Below are 24315 nucleotides of genomic sequence, written 5' to 3' on the forward strand. Positions count from 1 at the left end.
CCTCGTGTCTCAGTAGATGCGCGCACGGATGCGGGCGCGGACGTTCCGCAGCTGCACCTCGAGCGCGCCGGTGGGGGCCGCGGCGTAGGACGCCGCGAGGCTCTGTTCTTGCGCACGCAGCGCGACGAGCCCTGCAGGCTCTCCTGCGGTGCCTGCGGGCTTGATGTCGCCGACGGTGAACACACCGGAGCGATCGGGACGCTGGTTGTCGAGCGCCGCGCGCATCGAGAACCCGCGGTGCCCGGTGCCCTTCTTGTAGCGGGCGGCGGGCTTGGCGGGGACGGGGATGCCGAGGCGGCGCGCGATGTCGCGCTGCGCCTGGTGCAGCGACGCGCGGTCGTTCGGAGTCGCGCGGGTGACCATCATGGCGCCGTCGGGAAGGATGATCCGCACGTGGCCCGAGGGCGTCACGCCGTCGTACGTGCAGCCGTGGGCCTTCGCCCACTTCGCGAGAACTGCCGTCTGCTTCCGCATCACAGCGCTCCCGCGGTGATCGCCCACGCGAGCCATCCGGCGTTTGTGAGCCCCAGCACGATGAGGACGATGCCAGCGGTGCGGAAGGCGAGGTTGGCGCGGTACTCGGCGGCGGGCATGACGTGCGGGTAGCCCACGACGGCGGATGCCGCTGTGACGGGCTCGGGCGCTTCGACGATGACGTCGACGTCGACGGTGTCGGTGGTGGGGGTATCGCTCATCGGTCCTCCATTGGGTCGAGGTGAAGAGGGGCGGCGCGGTCCGACGAGGGGGCGTCGGGTCGAGAGGGGGCGCGCCGCCCCTTGTGCGTGCCGGGGACTCGAACCCCGGAGTATCGGACGCCTGACAACTGCGTCCGCCGCTCACGCCCATGCAATGCGCGCGTTCACCGACCCGACCCTGTGGGGGTTCGTGCGGCCGGTCCGTCCGTGCGCTGTGTGCGTCTTCGCTCGCGATGGTTCGTTCAGCACCCCGTGTGTTCGGTGCCCGACCATGGCGCGCCGGATGACGCGTTCCGTTTCGACCGCATACGACGTCGGTCACTCGCTGTTTCCTCGGGGGCCTCGGCCTGCCTGGCCGTGCGGTCCATTCGTCCCGGTGTCGCGCTCCCCCGGTGGCGTGTCCCCCGGGACATACCGGGGGTGCTCGATCGGACATGTCGACGACGGAGCCGGGGAACGCATATCTGCGTGTCTCACGTGTGGAGTTGTGAAGGTGCGTCCGTGCGCGCCGAGGCGCGGCTACGGGAGGGGTCCGCGGCTTCGGGGCCGCGGTCGTGCGCACGGGCCGGTACGAGCGGCTCGAGCGCGGCGCCGGTCAGGCGCGGGTGTGGTGCTTCGGGTAGGTCGCGCGGAACGCGATGATGAGGCCGATGATCCAGAGGGCGGTCGCACCGTTGACCGACGCGCCCTGGTTGAGCAGTCCGATGACGACGAGGGCGAGGCCGAAGATGCCGAGGGCGTTCATCGGAGCCGCCGGCGGCGCTTGGCGGAGACGTTGGACTGCTGGAAGCGGAGCGCGGGCTGCGCGGTGTTGAGGGCTTCGAGGACGGCGGACTGCTTGAACCGCCATGCGCGGCCGACGCGCTCGGACGGGATCTCGCCGTCGCGGGCCATGCGGTAGACCTTTTCGATGGAGCACGAGAGCAGGCGGGCGATGGTGTGCGCGGTGACGCGCGCTTCCTCGTCGGCGGGGGCGACGACGGTCATCGGGTCGCTCCGATCGCTTCGGGGAGTTCCATGTCGAGCGCGCCGGCGACGGCGACGGTGGTTTCGAGGGAGAGGACGCGGGTGCTGCGCGGGTCGAGCTCGCCGAGCAGCCGCTTGTAGGCGATGCCGGTCTGGCGTGAGAGCCAGAGGACGGATCGACCTCGCTCGCGTCGAGCTGCGGTGAGCGACTGCTTCGCGTCGGTCGCTGTGGTTCGGGGTGCCATGTGAGCAACCGTATGCCCGGATGTGGGAACTGATGTGCCAGATTCGTGCATTCCTCGGCATCTCACGACGATCGTTGTGGGCTCCCCACAACGGATGTCGAACTTGGCGAGAATGTCGCTTTTCGTGAAGTCATTTCCCGGTTACGGGTATAGGCTCGCCTCATGCGAATGAGCAGTTCCGACGCGATCCGCTACGAGCTAGCGGTCCGTCTCCGGGTGGCCTACGGCACCCTCGATGTCGCGGCGAAGGCCATGGGCATCCCGTACAAGACGCTCTATCGGAACCTCACGGTGGAGGGGAAGGACCGCACCGCGACGGTCGCCCTCGACCTCGTCCTGCAGATCACCGAGCACCTGCAGGCGCACTTCGGGACGGGAGGGCTCGACGACGTGTGGGAGGCGTCGAAGCGCCATCGCGGGCTCGAATCGGCGGACGTCCACGAGGACGCGCCGCCGGCTGACCCGATGTAGGCGAGGCTACATTTTGGGTTGTTTTCGGCCCGTTTCGGGTCGTGTGGAAGAACATGTCAGGCAGGGCTAGAACCGCGTGATTACGCGGAAAAACCGGGTGTGGGGCGGTGTGTGCGGTACTTTTTCAAGTCCCGTTAGCCACCCCACGTAAACACCCCGGTCCGGGAGTGCACATGATCGAGATGGATGTCGAGGAGTTCGAGCTCCTCGTCACCGACGAGCTGGATCGCCTCCCCGACGACATGGTCGACGGACTCGACAACGTCATCTTCGTCGTCGAAGACCGCCCGGAAGACGGCAGCCTCGACCTGCTCGGCCTCTACGACGGCTACGCCCTCACAGAGCGCGAGCGCTACGGGCAGGGTGAGCTCCCCGACCGCATCATCGTCTACCGCGAACCGCATCTTCACGCGTGCGACGACGTCGCCGGCCTTCGCGACGAGGTCCACACCACGCTGGTCCACGAGATCGCCCACTTCTACGGCATCGACGACGACCGCTTGCACGAGCTCGGATGGGCCTGATGAGCACCGCTCTCCCCGACCTCGACATCGAGACCGACCTCCGTGCTGCGCCCGACGAACCATGGCAGACCGTCGTGTGGAACGACCCGGTGAACCTCATGTCGTATGTGGTCCACGTCTTCCGGACCTACTTCGGGTACTCGCGCGACCGCGCGACGCAGCTCATGCTCTCCGTCCATCACGAGGGGCACGCGATCGTCGCCGAGGGTCCGCGCGAAGCGATGGAGGCGCACACGCGCGCGATGCACGAATTCGGCCTCTGGGCGACGGTCAGACGGGCGAACGAATGACCACGACCATCGTTTTCGCGCTGCCCGCGGCCGAGGCGGACTATCTCCGCGAACTCGTCGATCAGTACCTCGAGCTCGTCGAAACCCCCGACGATCCTCGGGATCCGGCAGCCCGCCGGCTCTCCCCCGACGCATACCCGGACGACCCGGCTGCCGCGACGGAGTTCCGCGCCCTCACACGAGACGATGTCGCTGCGACACGCGCCGCGGATGCGCGCCTGGTGCTGGCCACCCTCGCGAGAGGCTCCCGCGATCGCTCCACCCATACGGCATCCGGCGAGGGACTCACGCTCGATCCGCACGAGCAGACGGCGTGGCTGAGGACGCTCGCTGGGCTCCGTCTGGTGCTTGCGGAGCGCATCGGCATCACCGACGAGAGCATCATGCCGGTGGGGGATCCCCGCTTCGACGTCTACGAGTGGCTCGGGTACCGGCAGGAGATGCTGCTGCAAGCACTCGACGGGTGATCAGACCAGTTCGACGACGTGCGTCGCGAGGCGGCGGGGATCGTTCCGAGCGATGTGGTCCTGCTCCTGCGCCGCCCAGCGCTCCCAGTGCGGCCGATAGGTGTCACCGTCGCGGTCCAGGGCACGCCGCTTGCGCACATCACTCGGCGCGTCCAACCAGATCCGTACGGTCGCGAAGGCTGCGGCCGCAGCAGTCAGCGCACCGCTGCCCTCCAGGATGACCGACTCGTCGCCCTTCAGCGCGCGATCCTGGCCATAGCGGTCCGCCGCCCAATCCCACTGCTGCCAGCGCGCGGGCGCGCCTGTGCGACGCGGGGCGAGCACGCGCGCGACGGCGTACTCGGCACCCGCAGCGAGGCCGTCCCATCCGGGATACAGCTCATCGAGCGCGACCAACTGCGGCGGCTGCGCGCCGTCCCACTGTCGCTGGAGCTCGCGCGCCAGCGTGGACTTTCCCGCGCCGCTGCGCCCATCGATGATCACGACGTCGCCCGGCGAGACCTCGTCGAGGACGGTGCGGACGAGCGCCGCCGAGGTCAGGCGCGCGACGGCCCTACTTCTTGAGGGCGCGGATGACACGGCTGAGAGCGCGGCCCACGACCCAGACGAAGGGAATGCCGACGGCGACCAGCGACACGAGGTTCGGCTCGAAACGCAGATCATCGCCCTTGCGCACGTACGCCCCGACGGGGATGGCGTAGCCGCCGCCCCCGCCGCCGCTGTTTCCCTCATTGTCCTCGCCGGCCCCGAAGCCGCTCCACGTCAGCGCGACCGGAATGAGCGTGATGCCGTCGACATCCTGCTGTTCGCCGTAGACGCTGGTGACGCCGAGATTCGCGGTCTGCTTGCCGAGTTCGAGTGCGAGGTTGGGCATGGACCCACCGTACCCTCCCCCGGGTGCCGCGGTACAGGTGTCAATGTTCGTGGTCGGGGCGCGGGTTGGTCGGCATGGCGCCGACGTCGCGACGAGGTCCGAGCACGCTCGCCCGAGTGACCGCCCCCCGGCCGAAGCGGGCGCGGGCCCCGTCGAGGGCGTCGTCGACGCGGCGCCATTCCTCATCGTCGTCCCAGAGCGTGAGGCCTCCCGTGCCGTCCGGACGCAGCTTCTCGGCTCGGACGCCGATGAGTCGCACCGGTTGCGAGAGCTCCACCGACGAAAGCAACTCGATCGCCGCTGAGCCGATGCGCTGCCCGACGTTCGTCGCCAGGGGCAGAGTCTGCGAGCGGGAGTACGTCGAGAAGTCGCTCAGTCGCACCTTGATCGACACCGTCCCGGCCTCCCAGCCGCCAGCGCGCAGTCGCGCGCCCACCCGGTCGGCCAGACGCCTGAGCTCGGAACGGAGCACCGTGAGGTCGGTGACGTCGTGGGAGAACGTCTCCTCGTGCGAGATGCTCTTCTCGGCCCGCTCGGTCTGCACCTGACGAGCGTCGTGACCGCGCGAGAGATGCCACACGCGCTCGCCCATCGCCGGACCGAGCGCACGGTCGAGGACGGAGCGCGGGGTGTCCCACACGTCGGCCACCGTCCGGATGCCGCGCGTGAGGAGGGCCTCGGCGGCTTTGGGGCCCACGCCCCACAGAGCACCGACCGGGCGACCTCCGAGGAAGCGGAGCGTCTGGTGCTCGGCGACGACGAGGAGCCCGTCAGGCTTGGAGATCGTCGACGCCATCTTGGCGACGTGCTTCGTCGCCGCGACCCCCACGCTGCAGGTGAGGCCGGTCTCGCTCAGCACGCGCCGTCGAATGAGCTGCGCGATCTCGCGCGGGCTCCCCCAGAGCCGACGGGCGCCGCTCACGTCGAGGAACGCCTCGTCGATCGAAAGCGGCTCGACCAGTGGCGTGATCGACCGGAAGATCTCCATCACGCGTCGAGAGAGCTCGGTGTAGCGCTCGAACGTCGTCGGGACCACGACGGCCTGCGGGCACAGCTGCAGGGCGCGCGCGACCGGCATCGCCGACCGGACGCCGAAGCGCCGCGCTTCGTACGAGGCGCTCGAGACGACGCCGCGGCGCTCCACGCCGCCGACGATGATGGGCTTGCCCGCGAGGGAGGGGTCGTCCAGCACCGCGACGGCCGCGTAGAAGGCGTCCATGTCGACGTGGAGGATGCGGGTGCCGGTGTCGTCCGCATCCGGCGGCGACACGATGCGCCCCGTGCCGTCGCCGCGTCCCATGCTTCTATTGTCGCGGGTACCGCCGACAACGGCCGCGCCGTCGGACGACGACGCGGCCGTAGGGCGAGGCTGCGCCTACTGGGCGGCGCGCTCGAGGATCAGCTCGCGCACGCGTGCTGCGTCGGCCTGGCCCTTCATGGCCTTCATGACCGCGCCGATCACGGCTCCCGCGGCCTGAACCTTGCCGTCCTTGATCTTCGCCAGGACGTCCGGTTGCGCGGCGAGGGCGTCGTCGATCGCAGCGATCAGGGCGCCGTCGTCCGACACCACGGCCAGGCCGCGGGAATCCACGACCTCCTGGGGCGAGCCTTCGCCGTCGATCACGCCCTCGAGCACCTGGCGCGCCAGCTTGTCGGTCAGGGTTCCGGCATCCACCAGCTTCTGCAGCGCCGCCACGTCGGCCGGCGAGACGAGCGCCTGCGGCTCGGCCCCACGCGCGTTCGCGACGCGCGTGATCTCGCCGGTCCACCACTTGCGGGCCGAAGCGGGCGACGCCCCCGCCGCGACCGTCGCGTCGACCTCGGCGAGCAGGCCGCCGTTGACGACGTCTTGGAACTCGAGGTCGGTGAAGCCCCATTCGCCCTGCAGCCGGCGGCGTCGGGCAGCCGGCGGCTCGGGAAGGGCCGCGCGGAGCTCGTCGATCAGCTGCGGCGACGGTGCGACCGGCAGCAGATCGGGCTCGGGGAAGTACCGGTAGTCGTCGGCATCCGACTTCGGACGCCCCGGCGAGGTCGTGCCGGTGTCCTCATGCCAGTGCCGAGTCTCCTGCGTGATGGTGCCGCCCTCGGCGAGGATGGCGGCCTGACGCTGGATCTCGTAGCGCACCGCACGCTCGACGGAGCGCATCGAGTTGACGTTCTTCGTCTCGGTACGCGTGCCGAGCTTCTCCTGGCCCCGGGGGCGCAGCGACACGTTCGCGTCGCACCGCAGGTTCCCCCGCTCGAGGCGCGCCTCCGAGATGCCCAGGCCGATGACGATGTCGCGGATCGTGCGGACGTAGGCCTTCGCGATCTCCGGCGCGCGGTGCTCGGCACCGAAGATCGGCTTGGTCACGATCTCGACGAGCGGCACTCCGGCTCGGTTGTAGTCGACGAGCGAGAACTCGGCGCCCTGGATACGACCCGCGGCGCCGCCCATGTGCGTGAGCTTGCCGGCATCCTCCTCCATGTGGGCCCGCTCGATGTCGACGGTGACGGTGGTGCCGTCGGACAGCTCCACCTCGACCGCGCCCTCGAACGCGATCGGCTCGTCGTACTGCGAGATCTGGTAGTTCTTGCCGAGGTCCGGGTAGAAGTAGTTCTTCCGCGCGAAGCGGCTCGAGGGTGCGATCGAGCAGCCGAGCGCGAGACCCAGGCTGATCGACGACCGGATCGCCGTCTCGTTCACGACAGGGAGCGCCCCGGGCAGACCCATGTCGACCGGCGCGACGAGGGTGTTCGGAGCTGCGCCGTGGTTGTCGGGGTGAGCCGGGTTCGCAGCCGGCGAGAACATCTTCGTGCGCGTGTTGAGCTCGACGTGCACCTCGAAGCCGAGCACGGGCTCGAAGAGCTCCAGTGCCTTGTCGAAGTCCATCAGTGCGACCTTGGCAGCCATCAGCGTGCCCCTCCCAGGATCGGTGCGCGGTCGAGCAGCGGGCCGCCCCAGCTGTCGACGAGCAGAGACTCGAGCGCGGCGCCCACCCGATACAGCTGTGCGTCCTGGCGCGCCGGAGCGATGAACTGGATACCGACCGGCAGACCATCATCATCCGACAGCCCCGACGGAATGGAGATCCCCGGAACGCCGGCGAGATTGACCGGGATGGTCGTCACGTCGTTCAGGTACATCTGCAGCGGATCGTCGATCTGCTCGCCGAGACGGAACGCGGTCGTGGGTGCGGACGGAGTCGCGATGACATCGACCTGCGCGAACGCTTCGTCGAAATCGCGCTGGATGAGCGTCCGCACCTTCTGAGCGCTGCCGTAGTAGGCGTCGTAGTAGCCGGCCGACAGGGCGTAGGTGCCGAGGATGATGCGGCGCTTGACCTCGTCGCCGAAACCGGCTTCGCGGGTCGCCGACATGACGTCCTCGACGGTGCCGCCCGGCACGTCGACGCGCAGTCCGAAGCGGACCGAGTCGAATTTCGCGAGGTTGCTCGACGCCTCGGCCGGGAGGATCAGGTAGTACGCGGCGACCCCGTACTCGAAGTGGGGTGCACTGATCTCGACGATCTCCGCGCCCTGCGCCTCCATCGCCGCCAACGATGCGCGGAACGACGCGCTGACGCCGGGCTGGAAGCCGACATCGGCGAGCTCGCGGATGACGCCGACCTTGAGTCCGCGCAGCACATCGCCCCGCGCACCCTCGCGCGCTGCCTCGGCGAAGGACGGCCACTGGTCCGCGAGCGACGTCGAGTCGTGCGGGTCGTGGCCGCCGATGACGTCGTGCAGCAGAGCCGAGTCGAGAACGGTGCGCGAGACGGGACCGACCTGGTCGAGACTCGAGGCGAGCGCGATGGAGCCGTAGCGGCTGACGCCACCGTACGTCGGCTTCACTCCGACCGTGCCCGTGACGTGCGCGGGCTGACGGATCGAGCCGCCGGTGTCGGATCCGAGGGCGAGCGGCGCCTCGAACGCGGCGACGGCGGCGGCGGAACCGCCCCCGGAGCCGCCGGGGATGCGGTCGAGGTCCCACGGGTTGCGGGTCGGCCCGTACGCGGAGTGCTCCGTCGAGGAGCCCATCGCGAACTCGTCCATGTTCGTCTTGCCGAGCGGAACCAGTCCCGCGGCACGGGCGCGCGCGACGACTGTCGCGTCGTACGGCGACATGAAGCCCTCGAGGATCCTCGACCCGCTCGTCGACGGCATGTCCGTGGTGACGAGCACGTCCTTGATCGCGAGGGGGACGCCCGCCAGCTCGCCGAGCTCCTCACCGGCAGCGCGGCGCGCGTCGATCTCGCCCGCCACCTGCAGGGCGTGGTCGGAGACGTGCAGGAACGCGTGGACGTCGCCATCGACGGCGGCGATGCGGTCGAGGTGAGCCTGAGTCACCTCGACGCTGCTGATGCTGCCGTCGGCCAGACGCGCGGCGAGCTCGGCCGCGCTGGAACGGATCATGTCGCTCACTGCTCCTCCCCCAGGATCGCGGTCACGCGGAAACGGTCGTCCGCTCGTTCGGGTGCGTTCTGGAGCACCTGGTCGAGCGTGAGCATGTCGCCGGGGACGTCCTCGCGGAAGACGTTCTCGAGGGCGATCGGGTGGCTCGTCGCCGGCACATCCGGCGTCGCCACCTCCGACACCTTCGCGATGTTGTCGACGATCGCGTCGAGCTGTCCCGTGAGACGCTCGACCTCCTCGGCGTTCAGCTGGATCCGGGCGAGCACGCCGAGGTGGCGCACGAGATCGGGGGTGATTTCAGACACCCGACGATTCTAGTTGGGGCCCGATCGCCCGCGAGACCCGTAGGGTGTCAGCGTGACGACCTACGACCCGCCACGTCCCTGGATCGCCAGCTACGCCGACGGGGTGCCGGAGGACCTCCCGCCCATGGAGGGCTCGCTCGTCGACATCGTGGCGACGTCGGCACGGGAGCATCCCGACGCCCCCGCCCTGGAGTTCTTCGGCCGCACGGTCTCGTACCAGCAGCTGCAGGAGCGTATCGAACGAGCCGCCGCGTACCTGCGGGATGCCGGTGTGCGCCGCGGCGACCGGGTGGCTATCGTGCTGCCCAACTGCCCCCAGCACATCGTGGCCTTCTACGCCGTTCTGCGCCTGGGGGCCGTCGTCATCGAGCACAACCCGCTCTACACGCCGCGTGAGATGCGCAAGCAGTTCGAGGACCACGGCGCGAAGGTCGCCATCGTCTGGAGCAAGCTCGTCTCGGTGCTGCTCGACTTCCCCGACGATCTGGCCCTCAACGCCGTGATCGCCGTCGACATCACCACGGCCATGCCGTTCCACATGCGGGCGGCGCTCCGCCTGCCCATCGCCAAGGCGCGCGAGTCGCGTGAGGCACTCACCTCTCCCGTGGCCCGCAATCGCGTGCACGGGTTCTGGTCGGATGCCGAACGCCACGATCCCCTGCCGGCGAGCCACGTGGGTCCGACCACGGGCGATCTCGCTCTGATTCAGTACACCAGCGGCACGACGGGCAACCCCAAGGGCGCGGCGCTCACGCATCGCAACCTCCTGGCGAACGCGGCCCAGGCGCAGGCGTGGACCCCGACGATCGAGCGCGGCGCGGGCTGCGTCGTCTACGCGGTGCTGCCAATGTTCCACGCGTACGGCCTGACCCTCTGCCTCACCTTCGCGATGTCGATGGGTGCGCGGCTCGTCCTCTTCCCGAAGTTCGATCCGGCCCTGGTGCTCGCGGTCCACAAGCGTCACCCGGCCACTCTCCTGCCCCTGGTTCCGCCGATCGCCGAGCGCCTGCTGGCGGCAGCCGATGCCGCGGGGGTGTCGCTCGCGGGCACGCGAGTCGCGATCTCCGGCGCGATGGCGCTCCCCCACGAGCTCGTCGTGCCGTTCGAGGCGTCGACGGGCGGATACCTCGTCGAGGGATACGGGCTGTCGGAATGCTCCCCCGTCCTGATGGCCAATCCCGTGGCCGAGAACCGTGTCCCCGGCACCGTCGGTCTGCCGCTTCCTGGCACCGAGTGCCGCGTCGTGGACCCGGACGAACCGACACGGGACGTCGAGCCCGGCGGGCGGGGCGAGCTGCTGGTCCGCGGCCCCCAGGTGTTCACCGGTTACTACGGCAAGCCCGAGGAAACCGAGAAGGTCTTCGTCGACGGCTGGTTCCGCACGGGCGACATCGTGACGATCGACGAGGCGGGATTCGTGCGGATCGTCGACCGGATCAAGGAACTCATCATCACCGGCGGCTTCAACGTCGCACCAACCGAGGTCGAGATCGCGCTGCGTCAGCACCCGCAGATCGCCGACGCCGCCGTCGTCGGGCTGCCCAGCGAGCATTCCGGCGAGGATGTCGTGGCCGCCGTGGTCGCCGCCCCCGGGGCGACCATCGACGAGGCCGACGTGCGGGACTTCTGCCGCGGCATCCTGACGCCCTACAAGGTGCCGCGTCGGGTGGTCGTCGTCGACGAGCTGCCGAAGTCGATGATCGGCAAGGTCTTGCGTCGCCAAGTCCGCGATCAGCTCCTCGCGGGCTGATCCCGGCCCTTCGCTCAGGCGCGGAAGGCACCCGGCTCCGGCTGCAGCCAGCGCGGCCTGCTGTATCCCTCATCCCAGGGGAAGCGACCCTCGATATCGTCGTAGATCAGCTGGAGGGCCGGGACCGAGGCGAACGGCGGCCGGTCGTAGTACGAGTTGGCCGAGAACAGCACCTCGCCGGGGTTCGGAACCTCCGCCACGCTCACGCGATGCGCCCAGCCGGGGAATGACAGCACCTCGCCGACCGTGAGATCCGACCCGGCCCGCACACGCGCCGCAACGTCGTTGATGAGAGCACCCGCGTTCGCGTCATTCAATCCGAAGACGAGGACCTCGGGATGACCGAGGCCGAACAAGCCGATCGAGTAGGCGAAGCTCGGCTGGCGGCGCGGCGGGTCGCCGATGACATACTCGGCCGCCACACCGTAACGGCGAATGGTCTCGGTGACGCGGCGGTGCTCCTGGTCGAGCCAGGCGATCTCCTGCGGGGTGAGCGGATCTGACATGCGGCCTCCTTGTGATCGTCGTCACTCTAGGTCGAGCCGCAGACACCGGTCTCGCGTCATCCCTTGTTCAGGAATCGAGGGCCGCTGGCCCCTGCTCGACGAGGAGGCGGAACTGGGCGGCATCGATGATCCGCACACCGAGCTGTTCTGCCTTGGCCAGCTTGGATCCTGCGCCCGGCCCCGCCGCGACGAAGTCGGTCTTCTTCGAGACGGACGAGCCGGCCTTTCCACCGGCGGCGAGGATCGCCTCCTGGGCGCCTTCGCGGGTGTAGCCCTCGAGCGATCCCGTCGCCACGACGGTGATGCCCTCGAGAACTCCGCCCTCGACCACGGCTGCGCCCGGTCCGGGGTGACCCGGTACCTCGAGCCGCGCCCCGGCGGCTTCCCATCGCTCGACGATCTCGCTGTGCCAGTCGACCTCGAACCAGTCGATCAGAGAATCCGCGATGATGCCGCCCACGCCCTCGACGGCCGCCAGTTCGTCCCGCGTCGCCGCACGGATCGCGGCGATCGAGCCGAACCACTGCGCGAGGGCACGCGCCGCGACCGGACCGACGTGGCGGATGCTGAGCGCGACGAGGAACCGCCACAGCTCCTTCGTCTTCGCCTTCTCGAGCTCGTCGAGCAGCTTCAATGCCTGCGCCGACGGTTGCGGTCCGGTCAGCCCATCCTTCTTCTCCGCAGCCGAGGGGTTGCGCCGGAAGGGAGCACGCCGCGCGGGTTCGCCCGTCTTCTCGTCCACACGGGGCTCGCCCGTCTCGGAGTCGCGGACGATGACCTCGATCGGCACGAGCTGATCGAGGGTGAGCTCGAAGAGAGCGGCCTCCGTCACCAGCGGCGGGCTGGCATCGCCCAACGGCTGCGTCAGGGCGGCTGCCGTGACCTCTCCGAGCGCCTCGATGTCGAGGGCGCCGCGGGACCCGACGTGCTCGACGCGGCCGCGGACCTGCGCCGGACAGGAGCGCGCGTTCGGGCAGCGGAGGTCGATGTCGCCCTCCTTGGCGGGGCGCAACGGCGACCCGCACTCGGGGCAGTTCGTGGGCATGACGAACGCGCGTTCCGTGCCGTCGCGCAACTCGACCACGGGTCCGAGTACTTCGGGGATGACGTCGCCCGCCTTCCGCAGCACCACGGTGTCGCCGATGAGGACACCCTTGGCGCGCACGACGTCCTGATTGTGCAGCGTCGCCTGCCGCACGACGCTGCCCGCGACGCGGGCGGGCGCCATCACGGCGAAGGGCGTGGCCCGGCCGGTGCGACCGACCGACACGACGATGTCGAGCAGCTTGGTGTTGACCTGTTCCGGCGGGTACTTGTAGGCGATCGCCCAGCGAGGTGCGCGACTGGTCGCGCCCAGCTCGTCGTGCAGCGCCAGCTCGTCGATCTTCACGACCACACCGTCGAGCTCGTGCTCGACGCTGTGACGGTTCTCGCCGTAGTGCGCGACGTAGCCGAGCACGCCGTCGATGCTCTCGTGCGTCTGCGAGTGCGGGCTGATGGGCAGACCCCATTCGGCCAAGAGCGCATAGATCTCGCTCTGCGACGACACGGGCGGGTTCTGCCACGCGCCGATTCCGTGCACGTAGAGCCGGAGTGAGCGGACGCGGGCCTCGGAGGCTTCGAGCTCGAGACCCGTCTTCTTATCGAGCTGCTGCCGCAGGCCCCCGCTCGCGGCGTTGCGAGGGTTCGCGAAGGCCGGAAAGCGGCGCTCGGCGCTGATGCGCGCGCGTTCCTCGTCGAACGAGCGGGAACGGGACCGCGCCTCCTCGACCACACGATCGCGCATCTCGGCCTGAAGCCCGTTGAGTTGGGCGAACTCGGCGACGGGGATGAAGATCTCGCCGCGCACCTCGACGATGGCCGGGTGCCCCTCTCCCGCGAGCCGCTCGGGGATGCCGCTGACGCGCAGGGCGTTCACGGTGACGTCCTCACCGACGCGTCCGTCACCGCGTGTCGCGGCAGATGTCAGGACGCCGTTCTCGTAGCGCAGGCTGATCGCGAGTCCGTCGATCTTGAGTTCGGAGAGCCAACGGACAGGACGGCCGGCGGACGCCGCTGCCTTGACGCACCAATCGGTCAGCTCTTCGGGCGAGAAGACGTTGTCGAGGCTCAGCATCCGTTCGGCGTGCGTGACCGGCGCGAACAGCGTCGACTCGGCGGCGCCGACCGTCTGCGTGGGCGAGTCCTGCGACTGCAGCTCGGGATGCACTCGCTCGAGCTCGTCGAGGCGACGCATCCACCCGTCGTACGTCGCATCGTCGACGACCTCGGCATCGCGACCGTAGTACGCGTCGCGCGCCGCGGTGATCCGCTCGATCAGGTCACGGGATTCTGCGCGCGCCTCGTCGAGGGTGATCTCGGGGAGTTCTCCGTCTGCCACCTCGTCAGTCTAGGCAGGGGGTACGACGCCGCGGACGGGGTTCCCGTCGGCCGGCCGGATGCGGTACGTGAACGAGCCGTGATAGCGGAAGAGCTCCCCGACCAGCCACGCCCGCACGCTCACCTCGACGCGCTGCGCCACGGCATCCGCGTGGTCCGCTGTCTCGGTCACGGCCACTCCCGCCACCGGGGGAAGCGGCAGCCGCGCCGCACCCAACCGGACGGCGAGCCCCACGGACCGCATCCGCATCCCGCGGAGGTCGGCTTCGGCGCGAAGGCGCACTTCCAGCCCGCCGCGACGACCGAGACGGTCGACGATCTCGCCGGTTCGAACGCAGCTCATCGCGTCGACCATGCGCCGCCGGGCGCCGGCGAAGAGGAAGTCGCGCTCCGCGTGGAGAGAACCGTCCCGCCGGGGCGTGTTCACGACCACGAACGGTACGTCGGCACCCCGTTCGGGGAACATCACCCCGCGCCCCGCGAACAAGCGAACGATGGGTCGCAGCCAGCGGGGACCGCAGTAGCCCGCCTCGTCGTAGACGCCCTGTCCGACCCCGACGCACCCCGCGGGTATCGAGCCGAAGTAGACGCGGAGCACGGGCGGCATGCGCGAGAGGTCCCCCCCGAGCGCGCGTTCGTATATCGACCGATGTGCGGACCATTTCCTCCGGTACTGAACATGTTCAGAAACTACTACGATGACCGTATGAGTAACACCCGCCCCCGCGCCGTCGTGGCCGGCGCCTCCGGATTCATCGGCACCGCAATCGTCGACGCGCTCACGACCGACGGTTATACCGTCGACACGATCGGGCGCGCGTCCGGCAGGACGTGGGACGATGCGGCCGCCGTGGCCCGCCTCATCGACGGCGCGGATCTCCTCGTCAACCTGGCAGGCAAATCGGTGGACTGCCGCTACACCGATCGCAACCGCGACGAGATCCTGCGCTCGCGGGTCGCGACGACGCGCGACCTCTCCGCTGCCGTCCGCCGGGCCGCACAACCGCCGCGACTCTGGGTCAACGCGTCGACCGCCACGATCTACCGTCACGCGACCGGTCGGCCGAACTCCGAATCAGACGGAGAGCTCGGGAGCGGCTTCTCCGTCGACGTGGCACGCGCATGGGAGGCGGCGTTCTTCGACGGCGAGCTCCCGCGGACGCGCCGCGTCGCCCTGCGGATGGCCATCGTCCTGGGCCCGGGGCCCGCCACCGCCATGCTGCTGACGCTGGCCCGCGTCGGCCTCGGCGGCCCGCAGATCGATGGTCCGATCATCCCGCACCGGCGCTATCGCGGCATTGGCGATCACCCGACCGGGAGCACCGCACCCTGGTATCGCACGCGCGGGCGGCAGCGGTTCAGCTGGGTGCACATCGACGACGTCGTGGGCGCGCTGCGCTGGGTCGATGCGCACGAGGACATGGCGGGAATCGTCAACGTCGTGAGTCCGCACGCATCGGATAACCGCACCCTCATGCGAGAGCTGCGCTCCACCGTCGGGGTGCCGTTCGGCGTTCCCTCCTGGCGGTGGATGCTCGAACCCGCGATGTGGCTCCTGCGCACCGAACCGGAACTCGTGCTGAAGAGCCGTTGGGTCGTCCCCGAGCGCCTCCTCGAAGCGGGGTACCGGTTCCGCTACACGGAGCTGGCCGACGCGCTGCGCGCCGCCGCCGGCTCGATCAGGCGTCGACCGGGACAGCCGAGACGGTCCGGTCGATCGTGAACTGTCCGAGAACGCGCGAGCCGTCGTAGATCACGGCCGTCTGACCCGGAGCCACGCCGTCGAAGGCAGTGTCAGGGGTCACGACGATCTCGTTCTCGGTGATCTCGGCTCGGGCCGGGACAGGATCGGCGTGCGCCCGGATCTGCGCTTCGCAGGCGAAGACGCGCTCGGACGGCGCCCGCCCGGCCCACGTGAAGCGGCCCCCCGCGATCTCAGCGGTCGCCAGCGCCTCCTTCGGACCCACCACGACACGGTTGTCCACCGGGCGCACCTCGAGCACGAAGCGGGGCTTGCCGTCCGGCGCCGGAACGCCCAGCTGGAGGCCTCGGCGCTGACCCACGGTGAACGCGTGCGCCCCCTCGTGACGTCCGACCACCGCTCCCGTGCGGTCGACGATCTCGCCCGCCTCGGCGCCGACCTTCTCGGCGAGCCACCCTCGGGTGTCGCCGTCGGGGATGAAGCAGATGTCGTGACTGTCGGGCTTCTGCGCGACCGTCAGACCACGCTCGGCCGCCTCCGCGCGCACCTCGGCCTTCGAGGGCGTCGACCCGAGCGGGAAGTAGGTGTGGGCGAGCTGCTCCGCCGTGAGCACGCCGAGGACGTACGACTGGTCCTTCGCGGCATCCGACGCGCGGTGCAGCTCGCGTCCCTCGGGGCCGTCGACCAGGAGGGCGTAGTGACCGGTGCACACAGCGTCGAAGCCGAGTTCGATCGCGCGCTCGAGGAGCGCCGCGAACTTGATCTTCTCGTTGCACCGCATGCACGGGTTCGGTGTCCGGCCGGCGCGGTACTCCGCGACGAAGTCGTCGATGACGTCATCGCGGAAGCGCTCGGAGAAGTCCCAGACGTAGAAGGGGATACCGAGGAGGTCGGCGGCGCGGCGCGCGTCCATCGCATCCTCGATCGTGCAGCAGCCGCGGCTGCCGGCCCGCAGCGTGCCGCCCGCGCGGGAGAGCGCGAGGTGTACGCCGACGACGTCGTGCCCGGCGTCGACGGCTCGGGCCGCGGCGACCGCCGAGTCGACGCCGCCGCTCATCGCAGCCAGTACTCGCATCGCCCCAGTCTACGTGCGGGCTGCACGACCGGCGCGGGCGGCGACCGCACGCCGGTGCACCTCGGGAAGGGCCGCGAGGAACGCGTCGACGTCGGCGTCGGTGCTCGTGCGCCCGAGGGTCAGACGCAGCACCGCACGGGCGTCGTCGGCGTCACGTCCCAGGGCGAGCACGACGTGCGAGGGCTCCGTGACCCCGGCCTGGCAAGCCGAACCGGTCGACACCGCGATCCCGACCGTGTCGAAGAGGAACAGGAGAGTCTCGCCGATCGTCCCCGGGAAGAGCACGTGGACGTTGCCGGGCAGCCGGTCGCGAAGATCGCCCAGGATGACCGCCGACGGCACGAGCGATCGGATGCCCTCGATCAGGCGACCGCGAAGGCGCTCGACCCGGACCGCCTCGTGGGCGCGCTCGGCCTCGGCGATGTCGAGCGCCGCCGCGAACGCCGCCGCCCCGGCGACATCCTGGGTACCTGCGCGAAGCCCCCGCTGCTGGCCACCGCCGTGCGCGAGGGGGGTCAGCTGCGCCTGGCGCGACACGACGAGCGCGCCCGTGCCCACTGGGGCGCCGACCTTGTGGCCGGAGACGGACATGGCCACGAGGCCGTCGGGCGTCGCGCCCCCGTCCCGCCACGCCGCGAAGTCGAGGGCGACGGTGCCGAGCGCCGCGACCGCGTCGAGGTGCAGCGGCACCCGCGCGTCGCGCGCCGCCCGGGCGAGCGCCGCCGCATCGTTGCGCGTTCCGACCTCGTTGTTGGCGACGAGCGCGGTCGCGAGAGCAGCGCCGGGCAGCGCGTCGGCGAACAGAGCGGGATCGATCCGGCCGACGGAGTCGAGACCGACGGGGCGCACGGCGGCACCCCAGCGCGACGCGAGCCACGCGACCGCATCGATCGTGGCGTGGTGTTCGCCGTCAGGCAGCACGATCGGCCCGGTCGCGGAGGACTCGGCGCCGGCGTGGGCGGCGAGCCAGAGCCCCTTGACGGCCAGGTTGATCGCCTCGGTCCCGCCGGACGTGAAGATCACCTCGATGGGCTCGCAGCCGAGCGCCGACGCGACCGCATCGCGCGCATCCTCGAGGAGCCGGCGCGCCGCCTGTCCCGCGCCGTGCACCGACGAGGCGTTGCCGAGCGTCTCGTGGGCCGACAGCCACGCATCGCGCGCTTCCGGGCGGAGCGCGGTCGTCGCAGCATGATCGAGATAGACGACCATCCGACCTCCCCGGGCGTTCACCGACGCTCATTACTGTAGATCGCATGCCCGACAGCACCAGCCCAGCCGGACTGCACGATCCCCGGTTCACCGACCTCGGCGTCACGCTCCGCGAGAACGGCGGCACCCTTCGGGTCTGGTCCGAGCGGGCGACATCGATCGACGTGGTGCTGTTCGATGACGACGACCTCGACTGGGCCGTCGACGAGCGACCGCTCGAGCCCGTCGGCGACGGGATCTGGGCAGCCGACATCGAGACGCTGCGGCCCGGAGTCCGGTACGCGCTGCGCGTGGATGGACCGCACGGGGCGGGCAACGTCTTCAACCCCCAGACCCTTCTGCTCGACCCGTACGCTCGCGGCGTCGTCTCGGGCGCCCCGGGTGATCACCGCTCGGTCGTGATCGACTCGGGCTTCGACTGGGGCGGCATCCGTAAACCGCGGGTCCCCCGGGACCGCACGGTCATCTACGAAGCGCACGTCAAAGGCCTCACCAAGCGGCATCCCGACATCCCCCCGGCGTTGCACGGCACATACGCCGGACTCGGTCACCCGGCGATGATCGACCATCTCCGCTCGCTCGGCGTCACGAGCGTCGAGCTTCTGCCGATCCACGCCTTCGAGAGCGAGCCGCGGCTGCTCGCTCTGGGGCTGGCCAACTACTGGGGCTACAACACGCTCGGGTTCTTCGCACCCCACGCGGCCTACGCCACGCAGGACGCGCGCCGCAGCGGCCCCACCGCCGTCCTGAAAGAGCTCAAACGCACAGTGCGCGCTCTTCACGCCGCCGGCATCGAGGTCATCCTGGACGTCGTCTACAACCACACCGCCGAACTCGAGCTGGGCGGACCGCGGTCGAGCTTCCGAGGCATCGACAACCGCGGCTACTACCGCCAGCAGGACGACGGCGCCTACATCGACGTGACCGGGTGCGGCAACTCCGTCGACACGTCGACCCACGCCGCCGCACGACTGATCCTCGACTCTGTGCGCTATTGGAGCGAGGAGGTGCAGATCGACGGGTTCCGCTTCGACCTGGCTGTGACCCTCGGTCGTGACGCCGAGCACGTGTTCAATCCGGACCACCCGTTGCTGCGGGCGATCGCCGACGACCCCATCCTGCGCGACGACAAGATCATCGCGGAGCCGTGGGACGTCGGCCTGGGCGGCTGGCACACCGGCGGGTTCGGCGACGGATGGCAGGAGTGGAACGATCGCTACCGCGACGGGGTCCGCAACTTCTGGCTCAGCGACATCGACTACCTGCGCCGAGCCGGAACCTCACCGGCCGGCGTCGGCGGACTCGCCACGCACCTCGCGGGCTCTGCGCCGCTGTTCGGCGCGAAGCGCGGTCCGCTGGCGGGGGTGAACTTCATCACCGCGCACGACGGCTTCACCCTGCGCGACCTGGTCTCTTACGACGTCAAGCACAACGACGCCAACGGCGAGCAGGGCCGCGACGGCGCAGACACGAACCGGTCCTTCAACCACGGCGCCGAGGGCGACACTGCGCTCGAGCACATCCTGTCTGCGCGGCATCGCGCGATCCGAAACCTGGTCGGGACCCTCCTGCTGTCTGCCGGAGTGCCGATGCTGACCGCCGGAGACGAGATGGGCCGCACACAACTCGGTAACAACAACGCCTACTGTCACGACAGCGCCCTGACCTGGGTCGATTGGCAGCTCGCGGACTGGCAGGTCGACCTGCTCGCGCACGTGCGGGAACTCACGCGGCTGCGCGCCGAGAACCCGGCCCTGCGCCCCGTGCGGTACGCCGCCCCCGACGACGAGGTGCCCGAGGCATCCGTCATCCAGTGGTTCGACGCGCAGGGCCAGCCCATGACGCAGGCGACATGGACCGATCCGGAGCAGCGCACCCTCCAATACGTCGCGACGTCGACCCCGGCGCACGAACCCGCCAACTGCGTGCTCCTCATCATCCACGGCCGCGAGGACGACGCCGAGGTCGTGCTGCCACCCGTCGGCGCGGCGTCATCTCTGGTGGCCCTCTGGTCGAGCGCCGACGAGCGTCCCCGAGCGAACGGCGCGCGATTCGCCCCGGGCGACCGCCTCCCCCTCTCGGGGCCGACGTTGCATTTGCTCAGAGCGGAGTGAGGCGCAAGCCCGTTTTTCGAACTCGTCCACCGCGATAGGTTCGAGCCGTGGCATCAACGACGCGCACGACCTCACCCGCCCCGTTCCGCAGCACCGCCGAGATCCCCGGCCGCCCCGCCGCGCCGCTTCCGTCGGCCGGCGACACGGTCACGGGACGCATCCCGCTCCAGCGCCCCGCCCCCTCGGTTCCGGGTGGCCGGTTCCGTCCCTCCGCCTTCGCCGGCGAAGCCGTGCCGTTCCGAGTCACGGCGTTCCGCGAAGGGCACGACGCGATCGGTGTGCATCTGCGGCTGTTCTCGCCCGATGGACGTGAGTCGTTGCACCGGCTGACGCCCCTCAACGACGGATTCGACCGGTGGTCCGTCCTCGTCGCCCCGCTCGCCGAGGGCGTGTGGCGGTTCCGCTACGAGGCTTTCGGTGACGACTTCGCCACCTGGCAGCACGCCGCCGCGATCAAGATCGCCGCCGGCGTCGACGTTCCTCTGATGCGCGAGGCTGGCGCCCTCCTGCTCGTGCGCGCTGCCGCAGAGAAGTCCCGCCCCGCTGCCGAGCGCAAGATCCTCGAGAAGGCCGCCGCGAGACTTCGGGATGCCGCGGTCGACGCGGTCGATGCGCTCGCGGTCGTCCGCGACGCTGATCTCGCGCGCGTCTTCGCCGATCGCCCGCTCCAGTCGCTCGTGACGGTCGGCGACGAGCACGAGCTGCTCGTCGAACGCGAGCGCGCGGGCGTCGGCGCCTGGTACGAGTTCTTCCCCCGCTCCGAGGGCGCCGAGCGTCTCTCCGACGGCTCCGTCCGCAGCGGCACGTTCGTCACCGCGCGAGACCGCCTGCCCGCCGTCGCCGCCATGGGGTTCGACGTCCTCTACCTGCCACCCATCCACCCGATCGGGCGCACTCACCGCAAGGGGCCGAACAACACCCTGACCGCCGGCCCGGATGATCCGGGCTCGCCCTGGGCGATCGGCGGCCCCGAGGGCGGTCACGACGCGGTGCACCCCGACCTCGGGACGCTCGAGGACTTCCGCGGCTTTCTCGCCGCGGCCTCCGGCGCGGGCCTCGAGGTCGCGCTCGACCTCGCGCTGCAGGCATCCCCCGACCACCCCTGGGTCGCGGAGCATCCCGAGTGGTTCACCACGCTGCCCGACGGCTCGATCGCGTACGCCGAGAACCCGCCGAAGAAGTACCAGGACATCTACCCGGTCAATTTCGACAACGACCCCGCGGGCATCCGCGCCGAGGTGCTGCGGGTCGTGCGCCACTGGATCGCGCAGGGCGTGCGGATCTTCCGCGTCGACAACCCGCACACCAAGCCTCTGCAGTTCTGGGAGTGGCTGATCGCGACCGTTGCCGACGAGACGCCCGGCGTCGTCTTCCTGGCGGAGGCGTTCACCCGCCCCGCCCCGATGCAGGGCCTCGCGATGGCCGGGTTCCAGCAGAGCTACTCGTACTTCACGTGGCGGAACACCAAGGAGGAGCTCGAGGAGTTCCTGACCTCGGTCGCCCACGACACGGCCGACTTCATGCGTCCGAACCTCTTCGTGAACACCCCCGACATCCTCACCGAGTACCTGCAATACGGCGGCCGCCCCGCCTACAAGATCCGCGCCGGGATCGCCGCCACCGCGGGGGCGTCCTATGGCGTGTACGCGGGGTACGAGCTCATCGAGAACGTCGCGCGCCCGGGGTCGGAAGAGAACATCGACAACGAGAAGTACGAGTACAAGTTCCGCGATTGGGCGGGCGCCGAGGCACGCGGCGAGTCGCTCGCTCCCTACCTCACGCGCCTCAACGAGATCCGGCGCACCCACCCCGCGCTCCGTCAGCTTCGGAACCTCTCGTTCCACTGGTCCGACGACGAGGCGATCGTGGTCTTCTCCAAGCATCTTCCCGGCGCACTGGCGGCCGACGGCAGGGACGACACGATCCTCGTCGTCGTCAACGTCGACCCGCATTCGGCACGCGAGACGACGGTCCACCTCGACACGTCGGTCTGGGGCGTCGCCCCCGGCGACGAGTACGAGGTCGAGGATCTGCTCACCGGCGCCGTCTGGACCTGGAACGACCACAACTATGTGCGGCTCGACGCCTTCGCCGAGCCCATGCACATCCTGCACGTGAAGGAACGCCGATGAACGCCCCCGCAGACCACGTCCTCGACTCGGTCGCCACCGGCTCGTACCACGCTCCGCACGACGTGCTCGGCTCGCACCAGACCGAGGACGGCTGGGTGATCCGCGTGCGCCGCCCGCTGGCTCGCACGGTCACCGCCGTTTTCGCGAACCAGCCCGAGGCTTCGTTCCGCCACCTCCGCGCCGGCGTGTGGGAAGCGGCTCTCGACGAACGCCCTGAGGCCTACCGGGTCGTGGCCACATACGATGAAGCGCCAGCCTGGGTGTCCGATGACCCGTACCGTCACCTTCCGACGATCGGCGAGCTCGACCTGCACCTCATCCGCGAAGGTCGCCATGAAGAGCTCTGGCGCGTCCTCGGCGCTCATGTCCGCCTGCACAACGGCGTCCCGGGGGTGTCGTTCACCGTCTGGGCGCCCAACGCGCGCGCGGTCCGGGTGATCGGTGAGTTCAACGGCTGGGACGGCCAGGGCCACGCGCTGCGTTCGATGGGCGAGTCCGGGGTCTGGGAGCTCTTCGTTCCGGGGCTGAACGCCGGCGCTGTCTACAAGTTCCAGATCCTCACGGCCGACGGTGCATGGATCGATAAGGCCGACCCGATGGCCCGCCAGTCGGAGGTGCCGCCCGCGACCGCGTCGATCGTCGCCGCGAGCTCCTACGAGTGGGAGGATGCCGCGTGGCTCGATCGGCGCAGCACGTCGACGCCCGTCTCCCAGCCGATGTCGGTCTATGAGGTGCACCTCGGGTCGTGGCGTTCTGGACTCGGTTACCGAGACGCCGCCGGCCAGCTCATCGACTACGTTCGCGAACAGGGCTTCACCCATGTCGAGTTCCTGCCGCTGGCCGAGCACCCGTTCGGCGGCTCGTGGGGTTACCAGGTGTCGGGGTACTACTCCCCGACCAGCCGCTTCGGCTCACCCGATGATCTGCGCTACCTCATCGACCGGCTTCACCAGGCGGACATCGGCGTCATCATGGATTGGGTCCCCGGGCATTTCCCGAAGGACTCGTTCGCGCTGGCGCGATTCGACGGGCAGCCGCTGTACGAGCACCCGGACCCCCGCCGCGGCGAGCACCGCGACTGGGGAACGCTGATCTTCGACTACGGACGCAACGAGGTGCGCAACTTCCTCGTCGCGAACGCCCTGTACTGGTTCGAGGAGTTCCACGTCGACGGCCTCCGGGTCGATGCTGTCGCCTCCATGCTCTACCTCGACTACTCCCGCGAGGAGGGGCAGTGGGAGCCCAACGTGCACGGCGGGCGTGAAAACCTCGAGGCCGTCTCGTTCCTCCAGGAGGTCAACGCGACCTCGTACAAGCGCTACCCCGGCATCGCCATGATCGCGGAGGAATCCACGAGCTTCCCGGGCGTGACCGCACCGACGGAGTGGGGCGGCCTCGGCTTCGGGTTCAAGTGGAACATGGGGTGGATGAACGACTCGCTGCAGTACATCAAGCGAGACCCGATGTACCGGGGCCACCACGAGGGTGAGCTGTCGTTCTCATTCGTCTACGCGTTCAGCGAGAACTTCGTCCTGCCCATCAGCCACGACGAGGTCGTGCACGGCAAGGGAAGCCTGTTCACCCGGATGCCCGGCGACCACTGGCAGAAGCTCGCCAACATGCGCGCCTACCTCGCGTACATGTGGGGACATCCGGGCAAGCAGCTGCTGTTCATGGGGCAGGAGTTCGGGCAGATGTCGGAATGGTCCGAATCACGCGAGCTCGACTGGTGGATGCTCGACCAGCCGGCGCACCGTGGGCTGCACGCGTTCGTTGCGGACATGAATCGCACGTACCGAGACCAGTCCGCCCTCTGGTCCCGCGATTCGGACGGCGAGGCCTTCAGCCGTCTCGGCGCGCCCAACTGGAACCCGAACGTCATGGCGTTCGCGCGCCGCGACAACCACGGGAACACCGTCGCGGTGATCTGCAACTTCTCGGGAGTACCGCTGCACGACTACACGCTCGAATTGCCGGCGGATGGCGCGTGGCGCGAGGTCCTCAACAGCGACGCCGAGGCATACGGGGGTTCCGGCGTGGGCAACTTCGGCACCGTGCACGCGACCGACGGACGAGCGACCATGGTGATTCCTCCGCTCGGCGTGTTGTGGCTGCACCACGCTCCCGACACCGCACCTGGGGTCTCGGAAGACTGAACGAACGCCACGGGCCCGGGGTATGTCACCAACGGTGTCACCCCGGGCCCGCGGCGTTCG

General features: G+C 69.8%; 25 protein-coding genes. 9 read left to right on the forward strand and 16 right to left on the reverse strand.

The genetic code is table 11. The features are described from left to right. Positions 1–9 precede the first annotated feature (9 nt). The 5 genes from O1W71_RS02250 to O1W71_RS02270 form a co-directional block, all read right to left on the reverse strand. Positions 10–474 carry a hypothetical protein gene (locus tag O1W71_RS02250; protein WP_269266378.1) on the reverse strand — a complete coding sequence of 155 codons (465 nt, stop codon included), beginning with the start codon at positions 472–474 and terminating at the stop codon, positions 10–12. Next, entirely contained in the window at positions 474–695 is a 222-nt protein-coding gene (locus tag O1W71_RS02255) for a hypothetical protein (protein WP_269266379.1), read from the reverse strand. Before O1W71_RS02255 ends, O1W71_RS02250 begins: the two co-directional genes overlap by 1 nt. A 595-nt stretch (positions 696–1290) precedes the next feature. Then, positions 1291–1440, reverse strand: coding sequence for a hypothetical protein (locus tag O1W71_RS02260; RefSeq protein WP_269266380.1), 150 nt, complete (start codon positions 1438–1440; stop codon positions 1291–1293). Further along, entirely contained in the window at positions 1437–1682 is a 246-nt protein-coding gene (locus O1W71_RS02265; RefSeq protein ID WP_269266381.1) for a helix-turn-helix domain-containing protein, read from the reverse strand. The genes O1W71_RS02260 and O1W71_RS02265 overlap by 4 nt, the downstream gene beginning before the upstream one ends. Then, positions 1679–1906 (reverse strand): hypothetical protein, encoded by a 228-nt coding sequence (locus tag O1W71_RS02270; RefSeq protein ID WP_162815515.1) that lies wholly within the window; start codon positions 1904–1906, stop codon positions 1679–1681. The genes O1W71_RS02265 and O1W71_RS02270 overlap by 4 nt, the downstream gene beginning before the upstream one ends. A gap of 168 nt (positions 1907–2074) precedes the next feature. On the opposite strand from O1W71_RS02270, the gene O1W71_RS02275 reads away from it, so the two are divergent. The 4 genes from O1W71_RS02275 to O1W71_RS02290 all read left to right on the forward strand — a co-directional run bounded on the left by O1W71_RS02275 (position 2075) and on the right by O1W71_RS02290 (position 3658). After that, positions 2075–2377, forward strand: coding sequence for a hypothetical protein (locus tag O1W71_RS02275; protein WP_269266382.1), 303 nt, complete (start codon positions 2075–2077; stop codon positions 2375–2377). A gap of 173 nt (positions 2378–2550) precedes the next feature. Beyond that, on the forward strand, positions 2551–2901 hold the full coding sequence (locus O1W71_RS02280; RefSeq protein ID WP_269266383.1) for a metallopeptidase family protein: 351 nt from the start codon (positions 2551–2553) through the stop codon (positions 2899–2901). Then, positions 2892–3191, forward strand: coding sequence for an ATP-dependent Clp protease adapter ClpS (clpS, locus tag O1W71_RS02285; protein ID WP_112614614.1), 300 nt, complete (start codon positions 2892–2894; stop codon positions 3189–3191). The genes O1W71_RS02280 and clpS overlap by 10 nt, the downstream gene beginning before the upstream one ends. Further along, positions 3188–3658: a DUF2017 family protein gene (locus tag O1W71_RS02290; RefSeq protein WP_269266384.1), complete on the forward strand. Its 471-nt coding sequence runs from the start codon at positions 3188–3190 to the stop codon at positions 3656–3658. The genes clpS and O1W71_RS02290 overlap by 4 nt, the downstream gene beginning before the upstream one ends. Here the strand turns inward: O1W71_RS02290 and O1W71_RS02295 are convergent, their stop codons facing one another. The 6 genes from O1W71_RS02295 to gatC form a co-directional block, all read right to left on the reverse strand. Beyond that, entirely contained in the window at positions 3659–4237 is a 579-nt protein-coding gene (locus O1W71_RS02295; protein WP_269266385.1) for a hypothetical protein, read from the reverse strand. Next, positions 4212–4532, reverse strand: a complete 321-nt coding sequence (locus O1W71_RS02300; RefSeq protein ID WP_112614608.1) for a hypothetical protein — start codon at positions 4530–4532, stop codon at positions 4212–4214. The genes O1W71_RS02295 and O1W71_RS02300 overlap by 26 nt, the downstream gene beginning before the upstream one ends. A 40-nt stretch (positions 4533–4572) precedes the next feature. Next, positions 4573–5832, reverse strand: coding sequence for a DNA polymerase IV (dinB, locus tag O1W71_RS02305; protein WP_269266386.1), 1260 nt, complete (start codon positions 5830–5832; stop codon positions 4573–4575). A gap of 75 nt (positions 5833–5907) precedes the next feature. Beyond that, positions 5908–7425, reverse strand: a complete 1518-nt coding sequence (gene gatB, locus O1W71_RS02310) for an Asp-tRNA(Asn)/Glu-tRNA(Gln) amidotransferase subunit GatB (protein WP_269266387.1) — start codon at positions 7423–7425, stop codon at positions 5908–5910. Then, the gene (gatA, locus tag O1W71_RS02315) at positions 7425–8927 is read right to left on the reverse strand and encodes an Asp-tRNA(Asn)/Glu-tRNA(Gln) amidotransferase subunit GatA (protein ID WP_442923630.1); all 1503 of its coding nucleotides are present in this window, start codon (positions 8925–8927) and stop codon (positions 7425–7427) included. Before gatA ends, gatB begins: the two co-directional genes overlap by 1 nt. Before the next feature lie 5 nt (positions 8928–8932). Then, on the reverse strand, positions 8933–9232 hold the full coding sequence (gene gatC, locus O1W71_RS02320; protein ID WP_269266389.1) for an Asp-tRNA(Asn)/Glu-tRNA(Gln) amidotransferase subunit GatC: 300 nt from the start codon (positions 9230–9232) through the stop codon (positions 8933–8935). Between the two features lie 52 nt (positions 9233–9284). Between gatC and O1W71_RS02325 the strand changes: the two genes are divergently transcribed. Next, positions 9285–10982, forward strand: coding sequence for a long-chain-fatty-acid--CoA ligase (locus O1W71_RS02325; protein WP_269266390.1), 1698 nt, complete (start codon positions 9285–9287; stop codon positions 10980–10982). A gap of 14 nt (positions 10983–10996) precedes the next feature. On the opposite strand, the gene O1W71_RS02330 is transcribed toward O1W71_RS02325, so the two are convergent. The 3 genes from O1W71_RS02330 to O1W71_RS02340 form a co-directional block, all read right to left on the reverse strand. Continuing rightward, positions 10997–11488, reverse strand: coding sequence for a DUF4262 domain-containing protein (locus O1W71_RS02330; protein WP_269266391.1), 492 nt, complete (start codon positions 11486–11488; stop codon positions 10997–10999). Between the two features lie 67 nt (positions 11489–11555). Beyond that, on the reverse strand, positions 11556–13868 hold the full coding sequence (ligA, locus tag O1W71_RS02335) for an NAD-dependent DNA ligase LigA (protein ID WP_269266392.1): 2313 nt from the start codon (positions 13866–13868) through the stop codon (positions 11556–11558). Positions 13869–13877: 9 nt separating this feature from the next. Continuing rightward, entirely contained in the window at positions 13878–14474 is a 597-nt protein-coding gene (locus tag O1W71_RS02340; RefSeq protein WP_269266393.1) for a DUF4166 domain-containing protein, read from the reverse strand. 99 nt (positions 14475–14573) lie between these two features. Between O1W71_RS02340 and O1W71_RS02345 the strand changes: the two genes are divergently transcribed. Further along, positions 14574–15590, forward strand: a complete 1017-nt coding sequence (locus O1W71_RS02345; protein ID WP_269266394.1) for an epimerase — start codon at positions 14574–14576, stop codon at positions 15588–15590. Here O1W71_RS02345 and mnmA read toward each other — a convergent pair. Both mnmA and O1W71_RS02355 read right to left on the reverse strand, forming a co-directional pair. Further along, positions 15547–16644 (reverse strand): tRNA 2-thiouridine(34) synthase MnmA, encoded by a 1098-nt coding sequence (gene mnmA, locus O1W71_RS02350; protein WP_114589358.1) that lies wholly within the window; start codon positions 16642–16644, stop codon positions 15547–15549. The genes O1W71_RS02345 and mnmA overlap by 44 nt on opposite strands. 9 nt (positions 16645–16653) lie before the next feature. Beyond that, positions 16654–17853, reverse strand: a complete 1200-nt coding sequence (locus O1W71_RS02355) for a cysteine desulfurase family protein (protein WP_269266767.1) — start codon at positions 17851–17853, stop codon at positions 16654–16656. A gap of 44 nt (positions 17854–17897) precedes the next feature. Between O1W71_RS02355 and glgX the strand changes: the two genes are divergently transcribed. The 3 genes from glgX to glgB are packed head-to-tail and all read left to right on the forward strand — an operon-like array spanning position 17898 to position 24255. Further along, positions 17898–19967: a glycogen debranching protein GlgX gene (glgX, locus tag O1W71_RS02360; RefSeq protein ID WP_269266395.1), complete on the forward strand. Its 2070-nt coding sequence runs from the start codon at positions 17898–17900 to the stop codon at positions 19965–19967. Positions 19968–20014: 47 nt separating this feature from the next. Then, positions 20015–22099, forward strand: a complete 2085-nt coding sequence (locus O1W71_RS02365; RefSeq protein ID WP_269266396.1) for an alpha-1,4-glucan--maltose-1-phosphate maltosyltransferase — start codon at positions 20015–20017, stop codon at positions 22097–22099. Beyond that, positions 22096–24255 (forward strand): 1,4-alpha-glucan branching protein GlgB, encoded by a 2160-nt coding sequence (gene glgB, locus O1W71_RS02370; RefSeq protein WP_269266397.1) that lies wholly within the window; start codon positions 22096–22098, stop codon positions 24253–24255. The genes O1W71_RS02365 and glgB overlap by 4 nt, the downstream gene beginning before the upstream one ends. Positions 24256–24315: the final 60 nt, after the last annotated feature.

Source organism: Microbacterium sp. H37-C3, from assembly GCF_027157935.1.
GTDB classification, from domain to species: Bacteria; Actinomycetota; Actinomycetes; order Actinomycetales; family Microbacteriaceae; genus Microbacterium; species Microbacterium plantarum.

Coding starts and splice junctions, on each gene's coding strand:
- O1W71_RS02250 (WP_269266378.1), bottom strand. CDS start 474: ATGCGGAAGCAGACGGCAGTTCTCGCGAAGTGGGCGAAGGCCCACGGC.
- O1W71_RS02255 (WP_269266379.1), bottom strand. CDS start 695: ATGAGCGATACCCCCACCACCGACACCGTCGACGTCGACGTCATCGTC.
- O1W71_RS02260 (WP_269266380.1), bottom strand. CDS start 1,440: ATGAACGCCCTCGGCATCTTCGGCCTCGCCCTCGTCGTCATCGGACTG.
- O1W71_RS02265 (WP_269266381.1), bottom strand. CDS start 1,682: ATGACCGTCGTCGCCCCCGCCGACGAGGAAGCGCGCGTCACCGCGCAC.
- O1W71_RS02270 (WP_162815515.1), bottom strand. CDS start 1,906: ATGGCACCCCGAACCACAGCGACCGACGCGAAGCAGTCGCTCACCGCA.
- O1W71_RS02275 (WP_269266382.1), top strand. CDS start 2,075: ATGAGCAGTTCCGACGCGATCCGCTACGAGCTAGCGGTCCGTCTCCGG.
- O1W71_RS02280 (WP_269266383.1), top strand. CDS start 2,551: ATGATCGAGATGGATGTCGAGGAGTTCGAGCTCCTCGTCACCGACGAG.
- clpS (WP_112614614.1), top strand. CDS start 2,892: ATGGGCCTGATGAGCACCGCTCTCCCCGACCTCGACATCGAGACCGAC.
- O1W71_RS02290 (WP_269266384.1), top strand. CDS start 3,188: ATGACCACGACCATCGTTTTCGCGCTGCCCGCGGCCGAGGCGGACTAT.
- O1W71_RS02300 (WP_112614608.1), bottom strand. CDS start 4,532: ATGCCCAACCTCGCACTCGAACTCGGCAAGCAGACCGCGAATCTCGGC.
- dinB (WP_269266386.1), bottom strand. CDS start 5,832: ATGGGACGCGGCGACGGCACGGGGCGCATCGTGTCGCCGCCGGATGCG.
- gatB (WP_269266387.1), bottom strand. CDS start 7,425: ATGGCTGCCAAGGTCGCACTGATGGACTTCGACAAGGCACTGGAGCTC.
- gatA (WP_442923630.1), bottom strand. CDS start 8,927: ATGATCCGTTCCAGCGCGGCCGAGCTCGCCGCGCGTCTGGCCGACGGC.
- O1W71_RS02330 (WP_269266391.1), bottom strand. CDS start 11,488: ATGTCAGATCCGCTCACCCCGCAGGAGATCGCCTGGCTCGACCAGGAG.
- O1W71_RS02340 (WP_269266393.1), bottom strand. CDS start 14,474: ATGCCGCCCGTGCTCCGCGTCTACTTCGGCTCGATACCCGCGGGGTGC.
- O1W71_RS02345 (WP_269266394.1), top strand. CDS start 14,574: ATGAGTAACACCCGCCCCCGCGCCGTCGTGGCCGGCGCCTCCGGATTC.
- mnmA (WP_114589358.1), bottom strand. CDS start 16,644: ATGCGAGTACTGGCTGCGATGAGCGGCGGCGTCGACTCGGCGGTCGCC.
- O1W71_RS02355 (WP_269266767.1), bottom strand. CDS start 17,853: ATGGTCGTCTATCTCGATCATGCTGCGACGACCGCGCTCCGCCCGGAA.
- glgX (WP_269266395.1), top strand. CDS start 17,898: ATGCCCGACAGCACCAGCCCAGCCGGACTGCACGATCCCCGGTTCACC.
- glgB (WP_269266397.1), top strand. CDS start 22,096: ATGAACGCCCCCGCAGACCACGTCCTCGACTCGGTCGCCACCGGCTCG.